10 protein-coding genes and 1 pseudogene are annotated in these 13,661 nt (G+C 60.9%); 3 read left to right on the top strand and 8 right to left on the bottom strand.

The annotated features are described in order from the left end of the window. Positions 1 to 152 precede the first annotated feature (152 nt). From traG to LVY75_00530, 3 genes are read right to left on the bottom strand one after another with little or no spacing between them, the layout of a single operon-like run. Positions 153 to 2,066 carry a Ti-type conjugative transfer system protein TraG gene (gene traG, locus LVY75_00520; protein XAZ20484.1) on the bottom strand — a complete coding sequence of 638 codons (1,914 nt, stop codon included), beginning with the start codon at positions 2,064 to 2,066 and terminating at the stop codon, positions 153 to 155. Further along, the gene (locus tag LVY75_00525; protein ID XAZ20485.1) at positions 2,057 to 2,296 is read right to left on the bottom strand and encodes a conjugal transfer protein TraD; all 240 of its coding nucleotides are present in this window, start codon (positions 2,294 to 2,296) and stop codon (positions 2,057 to 2,059) included. Before LVY75_00525 ends, traG begins: the two co-directional genes overlap by 10 nt. Next, positions 2,286 to 2,573, bottom strand: coding sequence for a TraC family protein (locus LVY75_00530; protein XAZ20486.1), 288 nt, complete (start codon positions 2,571 to 2,573; stop codon positions 2,286 to 2,288). The genes LVY75_00525 and LVY75_00530 overlap by 11 nt, the downstream gene beginning before the upstream one ends. Positions 2,574 to 2,794: 221 nt before the next feature. Between LVY75_00530 and traA the strand changes: the two genes are divergently transcribed. The 3 genes from traA (at position 2,795) to LVY75_00545 (ending at position 9,724) form a co-directional block, all read left to right on the top strand. Beyond that, the gene (gene traA, locus LVY75_00535; GenBank protein XAZ20487.1) at positions 2,795 to 7,429 is read left to right on the top strand and encodes a Ti-type conjugative transfer relaxase TraA; all 4,635 of its coding nucleotides are present in this window, start codon (positions 2,795 to 2,797) and stop codon (positions 7,427 to 7,429) included. Positions 7,430 to 7,939: 510 nt separating this feature from the next. Then, complete coding sequence (locus LVY75_00540; protein ID XAZ20488.1) at positions 7,940 to 8,833, top strand: DUF3313 domain-containing protein; 894 nt, start codon at positions 7,940 to 7,942, stop codon at positions 8,831 to 8,833. Between the two features lie 312 nt (positions 8,834 to 9,145). Continuing rightward, complete coding sequence (locus LVY75_00545) at positions 9,146 to 9,724, top strand: hypothetical protein (GenBank protein XAZ20489.1); 579 nt, start codon at positions 9,146 to 9,148, stop codon at positions 9,722 to 9,724. 83 nt (positions 9,725 to 9,807) lie between these two features. Here the strand turns inward: LVY75_00545 and LVY75_00550 are convergent, their stop codons facing one another. The 5 genes and pseudogenes from LVY75_00550 to LVY75_00570 form a co-directional block, all read right to left on the bottom strand. Further along, positions 9,808 to 10,569, bottom strand: coding sequence for an ABC transporter ATP-binding protein (locus LVY75_00550; protein ID XAZ20490.1), 762 nt, complete (start codon positions 10,567 to 10,569; stop codon positions 9,808 to 9,810). Continuing rightward, positions 10,566 to 11,606, bottom strand: a complete 1,041-nt coding sequence (locus LVY75_00555; protein ID XAZ20491.1) for an iron ABC transporter permease — start codon at positions 11,604 to 11,606, stop codon at positions 10,566 to 10,568. Before LVY75_00555 ends, LVY75_00550 begins: the two co-directional genes overlap by 4 nt. After that, the gene (locus tag LVY75_00560) at positions 11,603 to 12,625 is read right to left on the bottom strand and encodes an ABC transporter substrate-binding protein (GenBank protein XAZ20492.1); all 1,023 of its coding nucleotides are present in this window, start codon (positions 12,623 to 12,625) and stop codon (positions 11,603 to 11,605) included. The genes LVY75_00555 and LVY75_00560 overlap by 4 nt, the downstream gene beginning before the upstream one ends. 307 nt (positions 12,626 to 12,932) lie before the next feature. Further along, positions 12,933 to 13,106, bottom strand: a pseudogene (locus tag LVY75_00565) (alcohol dehydrogenase). A gap of 225 nt (positions 13,107 to 13,331) precedes the next feature. Beyond that, a complete protein-coding gene (locus tag LVY75_00570; GenBank protein XAZ20493.1) occupies positions 13,332 to 13,661 on the bottom strand; it encodes a chaperone modulator CbpM in 330 nt (109 codons plus the stop codon).

The raw sequence follows: 13,661 nt of genomic DNA on the forward strand, positions 1-13,661 counted from the left end.
CTGCGGAAGAGGAAGGTCGGCCGATTTGGCCGACCGGGATGGCTGACGGCGGCGTAACCGCTCGACGCACCCTGTGTCTCCGCCGAAAGCGGTCGCAGGTTATTGCCGCACGAGTCTCTCTCGTGACCACTCGATTCACCTGATGCTTAGGGTCAATTTCCTACGAACCGGTTGGCGTTCGCAGCGGCACCCATATCCTTCCGCCGGAAGTAGATCGCGCGACCGCATCGGATCGGGCTATACCCCTGCACGATGATGATCTGCTCGTCCTTGCGCATCGACTGCGTAATTTCGTGCGGCATGATCAGCGGTCGACGTTGGAAACTGACGTTCTCCGACTTCCGCGACGCCCCACTGTTGGTAGTCCAGCCGAGATTTCGCGAGCTTCCCTTCACCTCCACGGTCATTTCACCACACTGCGCCGAGACATTTCGCGCTGTGTCGAGCGCCTTGATCGCCGCATAGGAGGCAAACGCGCAACCATCGATCCAGGAGGTTGCGCCGTCCCTGCCGAAATGTCGTTCCAGTTGACCCACAGACTGGTACATCAGCATCAGCGAGATCCCGTATTTCCGCCCGCGATCACGTGCCTCCTCCAGAACGCGCATATAACCGAGCAGATCGACCTCATCGAGCATGAAGAGCGCGCGACGCTTGAACGCACCGTCAGCCTGCATCATTGCATTTATCAACGCACCAATGATCACGCGACCAATCCCTGGATAGGAGCGCAGGAGCGCGGCAGGGATATTGAGAAAAACATCTTTTCGTCCGATGGCAATGTCACTCGTCTTAAAGGCGTTGCCGCAAACGAGTGCGGCATAACCGTCGAGCGAGAGCCATTGGGTGTCCTTTGACGCCGTCGAATAGACGCCGGAGAATGTCTGTTCAGTCATGTTGGTGAACACGCCTAAGGTTTCGCGAATGAATGCCGATCCGGAATTTTCCTGAATGTCGCGAAGCATCGCCAGCACGGACGGCTCAGGCTCCGAGACGATCTGCCGAAGGCTGCGCAGATTTCGCCGGCCGGCATAATCCGGCGACAGCATGACGTGCGCGAGCAGGCCGGTTAGTAGATTGTGCGCCTGGCTTAGGAAATACGAGGCCGTGGAACTCTCAGAACGTACGCTTTCCGACAACAGCATGTGAGCAATGCCAACGATGTCTTCTTCCTTATGCTCCGATGTCTCAATGCCGTCGAGCACATTGAAGCCCATAATCGGGTTCGTCGGATCGAGAACCATCACCTCACGCTTTAGAACGTTAGTGCGATGTTCGACGACCATCGGTGCGACCTCGGTCGAAGGGTCAAGGCAGATCAGTGGCCCGCTGTAGCGCAAAGCCGTCGGGACGACATTGCTGGTTGTCTTGTATCCGCCGGATCCCGCAAAGAACAGCATATGAGTGGAATCGAAATTTTGCCGGTATGTCAGCAAGGGAGCCCTGCCGCCTTGTCCCCAGGTCGAGGAATCGTCCGGATCGAAAGTTAACTCGTGAACAATTTCCTTATCGACGCGATAACGCTCGCCAATCACGATTTCGCCGTCGGGCGGAAACAGTTTTCCGGCTGCCCCCATCGAAAGCCAGTCGGCGTCGCCAAACGTCGCGCGCCGCGCGCGTTTCACCTGTTCGGGAATGACTGTGGAGAACCGGGCGGAGGCGGCCACGGCGATGAAGCCGGCGAGCGCGCCGATCAACACGACGATATCGAGGAAGGACAGAGCGACGTTCCAGGTGACGACGCCGTGCTGGACGAACGGGGCAAGCCGTCCATATTCTCGCAGCCCATAGAAGCCGACGACACCCAAGAAGCACAACAGGCTTGTCCCGGCGACTGGCCGTCGGCGATGTTTCGGGGATGCCCAGACAGTCAGGAGCCCCCCGAGTGGTCCAAACAAAAGCGCCGGCAACGGCGCGGCACGCAGGAACCAGTATTCGGTCTTGCCCGACATGCTGCTAGCCAGTCCCGTCCATCGCCACTCGATGATGTAGACGGCGACGGCCGTGACAGCGATCGGCACAAAGAAGAGCAGCAACGCCGGATGCAATTTTTCCCTTACTGCCATTCCAGTATCTCCTCGGTGGGCGCAATCCGATCCTTGGGCGAAGACGCCTTGAACGCTTCTTTGCCGATCTCGCGCAGCCGCCGATGTTGGGGCGATCCGATGGCGACGCGCGCCAGTTCGCGCAGGCCGCCGAGCAGAAACGCCCGGTCGGCTCTCGCCAGACCCGCCTTGACGACAATGCCGCCAAGCAGAAATTTCACCCGTGCTTCATGCTTCAAGTCAGTTGTCATGCAAGATAGCCTCCGGCGTTCCAGCCGCACCAACCGTTGATCGACGTGCCTGAGTAGGCGCGCCAGGCAAGGCCTTTTTCCCCTCTTTGCGAAATCGGGCGGCGATCTCTTCGAAGATCCGATCCACCTCCTCGTCTGCGATCTCCATCTGCGCCAGCCCGGACTTCGTGGCGGCTCTGGCGAAGCGTTCGGCGGATTTAACTATCAGAAAACGTCTACGTTCTCGGAGTTTCTCAATCTGGGCATCGAGATTTGAAATTGATGAGTTTACGGCCATTGGTGAACCGTCCTTTCGGTGAATACCTTCAGCGTGGCTGATTATACTAACTATTATAAGATAGTTAAATAGGCTATCTTGCGTCAATCCAAAACGTCGCAGCCGGAATGCCGGCCGATGGCCGTCTCCGGAAAAAGCAGCATCTGCCCTTCGGTCCGATCGGTTTGAGGGCGCAATATACGTCGCTGGCGCGACGTGCTTGGAGGATCGGGAGACCGGCAGTGGCGATCATGTTCGTCAGAGCGCAGGTAATCGGCAGGGCGGCGGGGCGCAGCATTGTCTCGGCCGCTGCCTATCGCCATCGCGCCCGAATGATGGACGAGCAGGCCGGCACATCCTTCAGCTATAGGGGCGGCGCATCCGAGCTGGTGCATGAGGAGTTGGCGCTGCCGGATGTAATACCGACATGGCTGAAAACCGCGATCGAAGGAAAATCCGTCGCCGGCGCCTGCGAGATGCTCTGGAATGCGGTCGATGCGTTCGAGAAGCGGTCCGATGCGCAGCTTGCCCGCGAGCTGATCATAGCGCTGCCGGAGGAGCTGACACGGGCGGAAAACATCGCGCTGGTGCGGGAATTCGTCCACGACAACCTGACCTCGAACGGGATGGTCGCCGACTGGGTATTCCATGACAAGGACGGCAATCCGCATATCCATCTGATGACGACGTTGCGGCCGCTGACCGAAGATGGCTTCGGGCCGAAGAAGGTGGCGGTAACAGGCGAGGACGGTGAGCCCTTGCGCGTTGCCACGCCGGACCGGGCGAACGGGAAGATCGTCTACAGGCTGTGGGCCGGCGACAAGGAAACCATGAAGGCGTGGAAGATCGCCTGGGCGGAGACGGCCAATCGCCATCTGGCGCTTGCCGGTCATGAGATCCGCCTCGATGGCCGCTCCTATGCCGAACAGGGGCTCGACGGGATTGCGCAGAAACACCTTGGGCCAGAAAAAGCCGCGCTCGCGCGCAAAGGCGCCGAGATCTATTTCGCGCCGGCCGATCTTGCCCGTCGGCAGGATATGGCCGACCGCCTACTGGCTGATCCCGCGCTGCTGTTGAAGCAGCTTTCCAATGAACGCTCCACCTTCGATGAGCGCGATATCGCCAGGGCACTGCATCGCTACGTCGACGACCCCGTGGATTTTGCCAATATCCGCGAACGGCTGATGGCCTCGGACGATCTGGTACTTCTGAAGCGGCAGCAGGTCGAAGCTGAAAGCGGCAAGGTATCGGAGCCGGCGATCTTCACCACACGGGAGATCCTGCGCATCGAATATGACATGGCGCAGTCGGCGCACGTACTGTCGGAGCGGCACGGCTTTGCTGTTGCCGAGGGTGCCGTCGTGACGGCGATCGAGAGAGTCGAGACACAGGATCCGCAGAAACCCTTCCGTTTCGATCCCGAGCAGGTCGATGCTATCAGGCATGTGACGGGCGACAATGCTATCGCCGCCGTCGTCGGTCTTGCCGGTGCCGGCAAGTCGACGCTTCTCGCGGCGGCTCGCGTGGCCTTTGAGGGAGAAGGCCGCAGGGTGATCGGCGCAGCGCTTGCCGGAAAAGCGGCCGAGGGGCTGGAGGACAGTTCCGGCATTCGGTCGCGCACGCTGGCCTCCTGGGAACTGGCATGGGCCGGCGGCCGCGAGTTGCTCGAACGTGGAAACGTCCTTGTCGTCGACGAAGCCGGCATGGTGTCCTCGCAGCAGATGGCCCGTGTCCTCAAGATCGTCGAAGACGCGGGGGCGAAGGTCGTCCTGGTCGGCGATGCGATGCAGCTGCAGCCGATCCACGCGGGTGCGGCATTCAGGGCGATCAGCGACCGCGTTGGCTTTGCCGAACTCGCCGGCGTGCGCCGACAGCGTGAGGAGTGGGCGCGTGAGGCCTCGCGTCTCTTCGCTCGTGGTCGGGTCGAAGAGGGGCTTGATGCCTATGCGCAGCATGGCCTCCTCGTTGAAGCAGGGACGCGCGAGGAAATCGTCAAACGTATCGTTGCCGATTGGACCGATGCCCGCCGTGACCTTCTGCGCAACTCTGCCGGAGGCGAGGACGTGCGCCGTCTTCGTGGTGACGAGTTGCTCGTTCTGACCCACACCAATGAAGATGTGAAGCGTCTCAACGAATCTCTGCGCAACGTCATGATGCAGGAGGGTGCGCTTACCGATACGCGCGAATTCCAGACTGCGCGCGGGTTTCGCGAGTTCGCCGCCGGCGACCGGATCATCTTTCTCGAAAACGCCCGTTTCCTTGAGCCGCGTGCGCGGCATCTTGGTCCCCAATATGTGAAGAACGGCATGCTCGGCACTGTCGTTTCCACCGGCGACAATCGCGGCGGCGCATTGCTCTCGGTCCGCCTCGACAATGGTCGCGACGTCGTCATCAGCGAGGACAGCTATCGCAATATCGATCATGGTTATGCAGCGACGATCCACAAGTCTCAAGGATCGACCGTCGACCGGACCTTCGTGCTCGCCACCCCCATGATGGACCAGCATCTGACCTATGTGTCGATGACGCGCCATCGCGATCGCGCCGACCTCTATGCCGCAAGCGAGGACTTTCAGGCGAAGCCGGAATGGGGACGGAAGCCGCGGGTCGACCATGCCGCTGGCGTTATCGGCGAACTGGTGGAAACCGGGCTGGCGAAGTTCCGGCCCAATGACGAAGACGCGGACGAAAGCCCTTATGCCGACGTGAAGACCGATGACGGCGCCGTTCATCGTCTTTGGGGTGTCAGCCTGCCGAAGGCGCTGGAAGAGGGCGGTGTGTCGGAAGGCGACACCGTAACCCTGCGCAAGGACGGCGTCGAACGGGTCACGGTGACTGTCCCAGTGATTGATGAGAAGACCGGAAAAAAGAGTTTTGAGGAACGGACGGTCGATCGCAATGTCTGGACCGCCAGGCAGGTCGAATCTGCAGAAGATCGCCAGGAGCGGATCGAACGCGAGGGCCATCGCCCGGAATTGTTCAAGCAGCTTGTGGAGCGCCTGTCGCGATCCGGTGCCAAGACGACGACGCTCGATTTTGAAAGCGAGGAAGGCTACCGGGCGCATGCGAAAGATTTTGCGCGGCGGCGCGGCATCGACACGCTCGCCGGGGTCGTGGCCGGGATGGAGGATGGGGTTTCGGCGCGGCTGGCGTGGATTGCGGAAAAGCGCGAACAGGTGGCGAAGCTTTGGGAGCGGGCGAGCGTTGCGCTCGGTTTTGCGATCGAGCGGGAACGCCACGTCTCGTATCACGAGGAGCCGAATGAGCCGTGCGCTGCAGATATCGCGATCGGCGGAAAGTATCTGATCCCGCCCACCACGATCTTTGCCCGCAGCGTCGATGAGGATGCGCGCCGCGCGCAGCTCGCCTCGGAACGGTGGAAGGAGCGGGAAGCGATCCTGCGCCCGGTACTCGAGAAAATCTATCGCGATCCGGACCACACGCTTGTTCGCCTGAATGCGCTGGCGTCGGACGCAACGATCGAGCCGCGCAGACTTGCTGACGATCTTGCGGCAGCACCTGATCGGCTCGGACGCCTTCGCGGTTCCGATCTCCTGGTTGACGGCCGCGCGGCGCGCGACGAGCGGAATGCTGCCACAGCCGCACTGCCGGAATTGCTGCCACTCGTACGCGCCCATGCCACCGAGTTCCGCCGGCAGGCCGAGCGCTTCGGCATCCGCGAGGAGCAGCGCCGCGCGCATATGTCGTTGTCGATCCCGGCCTTGTCGAAACCGGCGATGGCGCGTCTCGTCGAGATTGAAGCCGTGCGCGAGCGCGGCGGGCAGGACGCCTACAAGACGGCTTTTACCTTCGCGGTGGAGGACCGGCTTCTCGTGCAGGAGGTAAAGGCGGTCAACGACGCCCTCACGGCTCGCTTCGGTTGGTCCGCCTTTACCGACAAGACCGCCGCGATCGCACAGCGCAGCGTTGCCGAGCGCATGCCGGAGGACCTTGCGCCGGATCGGCGCGAAAAGCTGGCTCGTCTGTTTTCGGTCGTGCGCCGCTTTGCCCAGGAGCAGCGTGTCGTAGAGAGGAAAGATCGCACGCAGCTGGAGGCCGGTGCCAGTATCGAGCCGGGGAGGGAGACGATGCCGGTGTTGCCGATGCTCGCCGCCTTGACGGAATTCAAAACGCCAGTCGAGGAGGAGGCTCGGACAAGGGCCCACGCGGTTCCTCACTATGGTCAAGATCGCGCTTCCCTCGTGGACGCGGCGACCCGCATCTGGCGCGATCCCGCCGGCGCCGTCGGCAAGATCGAGGAGCTGATCCAAAAGGGTTTCGCGGGCAATCGGATCGCCGCAGCTGTACTCAACGATCCCGCCGCCTATGGCGCGCTGCGGGGCTCCCAACGCATGATGGATAAGATGCTCGCGGCCGGGCGAGAACGGAGGGAGGCGCTGCTGGCGGTGCCGGAAGCGGTGGGTCGCGTGCGCTCGCTGGGCGCGTCCTGGATCACTGCCCTCGACACCGAGACCCAGGCAGTAACCGAGGAGCGGCGACGTATGGCGGTTGCCATTCCAGCTCTCTCACAAGCGGCCGACGACGCGCTCCGCCGAATCCTGACTGACATGAAAAAGAGACAAGCAAAAGGCAAGGGTGCCACGGTCGACGCTGCCGCCGACTCACTCGATCCGCGCATCCAACAGGAGTTCGCCGCGGTCAGCAGGGCGCTCGACGTCCGTTTCGGTAGGAACGCGATCTTACGTGGCGAAAAAGATCTCGCCAAAGGCCTGTCGCCTAGTCAACGCCAGGTGTTTGGAGCGATGCAGGGGCGGTTAAAGGTCCTGCAGGCGATTGTGCGCGCCCAGAATGGCCAGCAGATCGTCTCGGAGCGCCAGCGGCGGGCTGTCGATCGCTCCAGCGCTATGATCCCCTAAACATTCTGGAGATGCGAAAGGAAAGTACCGCGTAGACCAGTAAATCTCCCACGAGGGGTCGTTGGCGTCTGCGTTGAGGCCGGTTAGGCGATGGCGGAAATCGCTCTCTAGTTCGAGCGGCGACCGTCTGCTCCGGGACGTGATAATCGCCGACGGGCTTCGAAGCTCATGGAGCAGTGCCTCTGCCCGAGCCATGTGACGTGGAGGAAATTTTACAATACGTCGTCAACTAGCGAGTCAAACAGCAAACTTCATCGGTGGACCCAATAATCGCTCTCTTTCATGAGGATGGAGAATTTCGAGTGGTTGCGAAGAGCCGGGGATGGGAATCGTGGCAGAACTTGTCAAGCAGATCACGGCAAATTCTGATCAGAGAGTGGCACCGGAGGCGGTCCGTTTGGAACAGAAGTATCGCATGCAAAACGCAGCAAGCGGCGGGCAATGTAATTGTGTCGCAATTGTTTGATTCGAGTGTCCGGTCATCGTGATGACCGGAGGCCAACGAGAGACATGCCCAGCAATTCGCATTCACGTCGTCGATTTTTCAGCCAGCCACTTTTCAATCAGCCGTATAGGGCGTCGCTCCTGGGATTTTTTGCGTTACTGACAACAGCAGCCGTTTCCGGATGCGCTGCCGTGCCACTCAAGGAAGCGGGAACGCTCGTCTCCTACAACAATCTCGGTCCATCGAAGGGGACGCTTGCCAAGAAACGGCTCTATGTCGATGGGCAGCAGTTGGCACGTGTGAAGACCGTCGCCATCGCCCCGACCGTCTTTTCGTTCGGTGCTGCGTCCAAGATCAAGTCCGAAGCCGACCGGTCTCTGGTTTCCAATGCTCTCGACCGGGCGCTTTGCGTGGCGCTGAGTGACAAATACCAGATGGTCCCGGCCGGCCAGCCTGCGGATCTGACCGTTCGCTCGGTCGTCGCCGACATCGTTCCCACCAACAAGGCCGCTGCCGGGGTCGCGACCGTCGTCAGTGTCGGTTCGGGCTTTGCCCTGCCTGTAAGCGTACCGCGCCTCCCCTTCGGTCTCGGCGGCCTGGCGGTCGAAGCCGAAGCTGTCGATGCCACGGGAATGCAGAATGCCGCAATGCTGTGGGCGCGTGGCGCAAACTCCATTCAGGATAATCCCCGCGTTTCCGAGGTCGGGGACGCCTATGGTCTCGCAACAAAATTTGCCGGTGATTTTTCACGGGTGCTGATCGCTGGAAAGGAACCGAAGGGACTGAACCTTTCACTTCCGTCGAGGCAACGCGCTCGCTCCTGGCTTGGCGGAAAGCCGAAATATGCCGCCTGCGATGCGTTCGGTCGCGCACCCGGGCTGCTCGGCGCGCTTGCCTCAAAGTATGGGGCTCCGCCGCAGTGGACGGAAAAGAAGTCGAAGCCTGCAATGGCACGTTGACGGAAGAGGTAGCCCCGGCGTCGTGCAGTCGCTACGCGAATGTTTGACAGGCGCCCGAAATCGGCCGGCCGCTTTGGCCGAGGACGGGCGGAGATAGTGCCGGAACCCCGCGGCATTACTCCGCCCGCCTGTCCTTCGTCTGCGGGAAGCGTCCGATCCTGATGATCTCGTCGAACGGCGACGTGCCTCTGTGAACGGGTGACCGAACCACGGGCAAGGCGCTACAGGGGACGACCTGATGCAACGTTCTTTCCTTTGCGTGGAGACCCTGTATTCTGATGTCGCCAGACACACTTCGACTTGAGGAAGAGTATGCCTGTCGATCATTTTGACATCGGTTCGAAAACCGTATCTTGGCCGGCTGGTTCGCCCGGCAACATGAAGCACCGCGGCAAGGGATACAGAAACGGTTGGAGACATCTGGCGTGTACGGCGCTCGGCATGGCCCTTGTCGCTGCCCCATCTCTGAACTCTCCCGCATCCGCCGCCAATGTCCTCGAGCGAGCGATCGAGGCCGCCCAACCCTGTAAGCCTTTGAAGGTCAGTCAGCCGGTTTTGGGCGTGAAGGTCGAACTGGGTATCGACAAGCTCGACTTCGTTAAAATCGACACGATCGAGATCAGAGTGGCTGGTGATGTGGCCGAGGCAAGCGCACTCGGCACGCTCGCATGCAAGACGTCGGACAGCTCCCCTCTGAAGGGCGGCTTCTCGGCGAAGGCTCGAATTCACCTGCAGGCAAATCTTGCGACCTGTGCGATGAGCGCAAGTTCGATCGATATCATCGAGGCAAGGGGAGAGTTCGGCGACGTTGTCACGACGTTCGAACCCGAAATTTCGGCTGCCCTTCGCAAGGGCGTGGAGAAGGCGCTGAAGAAGCTCTGCGCGAGCTGAAATCGGAGCGATAGGTCAAGCAAGGCAACGTGATCGCCCTGCAGGCGGGCCATGCGAAGGCCTGTCTCGGCGAAGCCGCGTCGTCAACGGAGATAGTGGATGTGCGGCCGGGCGTGATAGGCTGAGACTTCGACGCGCGCATCCACCGAGAAAACCTCCCTGAGAACCTCTTCGGTCAAGACTCCGGCCGGCGTGCCGGAGGCGACGATCGTCCCCTTCTGCATGACGATCAGCTCGTCGCAAAACATGGCCGCATGGTTGAGATCGTGCAGCGCGATGATGCTGGTGACCGGCAGACCGGAGACGAGCCGCATGAGGCTGATCTGGTGCTGGATATCGAGATGGTTGGTTGGTTCATCGAGGATCAGTTCTTTCGGCGACTGCGCCAACGCCCGTGCAATGTGGGTGCGCTGCCTTTCCCCACCGGACAGGCTCTGCCAGCGATCATGACGCTTGTCGGTCATGCCGGCTCGCGTCAAGGCCTCCTCAACGGCGTGATCGTCAGCGAGTGTCCAGCCGGAAAACATCGAGCGATGCGGAAAGCGTCCGAGCTTGACGACATCAATGACCTTCAGATCGGCGTTGGTCGTCGCATTCTGTTCGACGAAGGCGACGCGTTGAGCGATCGTGCGGCGTCCGATGGTCCCTATATCCTGCAGATCGAGTGAGATGCGCCCGGAATTGGGTTGTTTCAGGCCGGCGAGAAGCCGCAGAAGCGAGGTCTTGCCGGAACCGTTCGGGCCAAGCAGGCCGAGCATCTTTCCCTTTTTCGCTTCGAAGGAGACGCCATCAAGAATGGTCTTCCTGCCAATTTTCCAGACGAGATTTTCGGCTTTGATGCTCATGATGCGCGCTGGAACCGGTAGAGAATCACGGAGAAGAAGGGAACGCCAACCAGCGCCGTGACGACCCCGATCGGAAGAACCTGCTGCGGGATCAGCGCGCGTGAAGCGATGTCGGCAAGGACCATGAAGATTGCGCCGGCAACGGCGCAGGCTGGCAGAAGCCGGATATGGAGCGGCCCGACGACGAAGCGGGCCGCGTGCGGCACGACAAGACCGACGAAGCCGATCGAGCCGACCATGCTGACGATCGTGGCCGTCATCATTGCGGTCAGCGCAAACAGCACGATGCGCGCCCGGCCGACGTTGACACCCAGAGATGCGGCCGCTTCATCACCGAAGGCAAAAGCATCGAGAACCCTGGCATGCAGCAGGCAGACGACAAGCCCAAAGCCGACGACAGCAGAAACGAGCATGAATTCCGGCCAGCGCACGCCGCCAAAACTGCCGAGCAGCCAGAACATGACATCGCGCGCCTGCTGCGCGTTGCCTGATGTCGTAACCACGTAGGATGTGGCGGCGTTGAAGAGCTGCGAAGCGGCAACGCCGGCAAGAATTGTCCGGTCGGTACCGCCACGCGTGCCGTTGGATAGCAGGGCCACGAAAAAGAAGGCCGCAAATGCGCCGGCAAAAGCTCCGGCCGACAACGAAACCGCACCTGCACCAACGCCGAGGATGACGATGGCAACCGCGCCGGTGGACGCACCGGCAGAGATTCCAAGCACATAGGGCTCGGCCAGCGGGTTGCGAAGCAGCGATTGCATGATCGCACCCGAAAGCGCCAGTCCCGCGCCGCAGAAAGCCGCCACGAGTGCGCGGCTGAGCCGATAATCCCAGATCACGGTTTCGTGGATGCGGTTGAGTTCGACCGCCGTCCATCCCAGCCTGTTGGTGACGGCGGCAAACGTCGTGGTCAGCGGGATCGGCAGATCGCCGATCCCGACACTGATGCCGATGACCAGGCCGACCGCCGCAAGGGAGGCCAACAGGAGCAGGGCGAAGGGCGTAGCCTGCCGGAGGAGGCGGTTTGCGGCGGTCACTTGGTCAGGCCGAGCGCTTTCAGTTGTTCGGCCACCTGTTCGGCGCCGTAGATCGTGCGGATCGTCGGGTTCATGGCCTGGCCATCCATGATGACGATTGCCTTGTTTTTCACTGCTGGCATCTGGCTGACGGCCGGGTCGCTGTTCAGGAACTTGATCTTGGCCTCCGGCTTGTCGAGTTCCCAGCGGTTGCGGTCGAGAGTGGCCACGACGATAACATCGGGATTGGCTGCGATGATGCTTTCCCACCCGAGCGTCGGCCATTCGGCATCCGCGCTAACGGCATTCCTCCCGCCGAGAAGATCGGCGATGAAGCCGGAGGCGGCATTCTTGCCGCCGAGATAGGCGTCTGCGGAAGGGGACTGGCTGGAGAACCAGAAGACGTAGGAAAGCTGCTTGCCGTCCGGGGATGCGTTGGCGCGCAATGCCGCTTCACGCTTCTTGAAGTCGGCAATCAGCGCCTGGCCACGATCGGCGACGTCAAATATTTGCGAAAGCTCGTCGATCTCCTGGTAAAGCAGATCCATGTTCCAGAGCCGGTCACGGCTGCCATACTGATCCTTGACCTTTTCGGTGCTGAGGCAGGTGCTGGGCGAAATGTAGCTTGGCACGCCGACCTTGTCGAAGTCCTCGCGCTTGGCGACCTTGCTCGTCGGTCCGACCAGGCTTGGCAAGGCCGCTGCCACGAAATCCGGGTTTTGCGCCAGAATCGACTCGAAGGTCGGAAACTCGACGGACAGAAGCTTGACCTTCGCATTGGCCTCGGCGAGCTCAGGCAGAACTTTGCTTGGCCAGAACGCAGTACCCGCCATTTTGTCTTCCAGACCAAGAAGCAGCATGATTTCCGCGCTGTTCTGGCCAAGTCCTATGGCTCGCACTGGAACCTTGGTGACGGTGACCTTCGCGCCGCAATTTTCGAGCGTCAGCGGATATTGGGTCGGTGCGGAGAATGCCGGCGTCGCGATCAGGCCGAGTATGGCTGCGAGCCCAGGCACCGTAAGGGACTTGAAAACCTTCATGAAAACTTCCTGTTCTTCGAGAACCCAGCATGAGGATTCTGAGGGTGCCGGCGGTATAACCTGCTTGCCCGAGAAAAAAACAAGAGTAACGTAGTCATCTTTTGAGGCGCAGATGCTGGCAACCATCTCCTATCGGTCGAGCGGATTGAGAAAACGCTGACTCGCCCCGTTGGAAGCGGCTCCCAAACGTGCCGCCGGAACCGGACCGCGTTCGGTCAAGTTGTCAGGACAGCCGCTCCGCTGAGGCGGCCGGCACGCAAATCGTCAAGTGCTGCATTCGCATCTTTGAGCTGATAGGTTTTGGTGTGGGAACGAGCGACAGTTTTGGGTTCGGAAGATCGCCGTCGCAGACATGAAGATCCGTCCTGCACACCGCGCAGGCTTCGACCCTCAGCATCAATTGTCCTCTACTGGGTAAGGGCTCCGGTCGGTCGACCGGGCGCAGAGGCATCCCAAGCGCTTCCAGGATCATAGCTTTCATGACCTGTTCCTCATCGGCATGATGCTATGATGCTGAAATCGCGGCAAACCGGCATTGACGTTTGTCAAAGACGGCTCACGCCCGCGCTCCTTTGCTTCTGCTTCTATTCAATGAGGGACCTGCCAGGGCAGAGAAGCTCTCTGCCAGAACAGGGAGGCTGGCTTGCCCGCTCAGCCGTCCTTCATGCCGTGCAAAGTCTGATCTTCATGGCCATAAAGGAAGCTATCAGCGGACGCCGTCGTCGAGCTCTTCGAGCGCGTCGAGCAGACGTTGCTGGATTGCGGGCTCCTGCCTGTTGATCGCGAGAACAAGGCTGCGCATCGAGCCGCGCATGCCATGGAGCTGATCGACGAGCTCCATGACTATATCGACGCCGGCCTCGTTGACGCCCATCTGGCGCGTGAGGTCGAGGATCAGGCGGGCGCGGGCAAGATCGGCATCCCGGAAGCGACGCCGCCCCTCGGAAATATCGGGAGCGAGCCAACCCTGCTCGACCCATAGATCGAGCTCGGTCACGTCTATTTTCAGGTAGAGACGGAATTCGCGATCGTCCAT

The sequence above is a fragment of the Sinorhizobium sp. B11 genome, from assembly GCA_039725955.1.
Taxonomy (GTDB): Bacteria; Pseudomonadota; Alphaproteobacteria; order Rhizobiales; family Rhizobiaceae; genus Rhizobium.

Excerpts from the sequence above, each read along its gene's own strand:
- LVY75_00570 (XAZ20493.1), bottom strand. The coding sequence starts at position 13,661 with ATGGACGATCGCGAATTCCGTCTCTACCTGAAAATAGACGTGACCGAG.
- LVY75_00540 (XAZ20488.1), top strand. The coding sequence starts at position 7,940 with ATGCCCAGCAATTCGCATTCACGTCGTCGATTTTTCAGCCAGCCACTT.
- LVY75_00530 (XAZ20486.1), bottom strand. The coding sequence starts at position 2,573 with ATGGCCGTAAACTCATCAATTTCAAATCTCGATGCCCAGATTGAGAAA.
- LVY75_00550 (XAZ20490.1), bottom strand. The coding sequence starts at position 10,569 with ATGAGCATCAAAGCCGAAAATCTCGTCTGGAAAATTGGCAGGAAGACC.
- traG (XAZ20484.1), bottom strand. The coding sequence starts at position 2,066 with ATGGCAGTAAGGGAAAAATTGCATCCGGCGTTGCTGCTCTTCTTTGTG.
- LVY75_00525 (XAZ20485.1), bottom strand. The coding sequence starts at position 2,296 with ATGACAACTGACTTGAAGCATGAAGCACGGGTGAAATTTCTGCTTGGC.
- LVY75_00545 (XAZ20489.1), top strand. The coding sequence starts at position 9,146 with ATGCCTGTCGATCATTTTGACATCGGTTCGAAAACCGTATCTTGGCCG.
- LVY75_00560 (XAZ20492.1), bottom strand. The coding sequence starts at position 12,625 with ATGAAGGTTTTCAAGTCCCTTACGGTGCCTGGGCTCGCAGCCATACTC.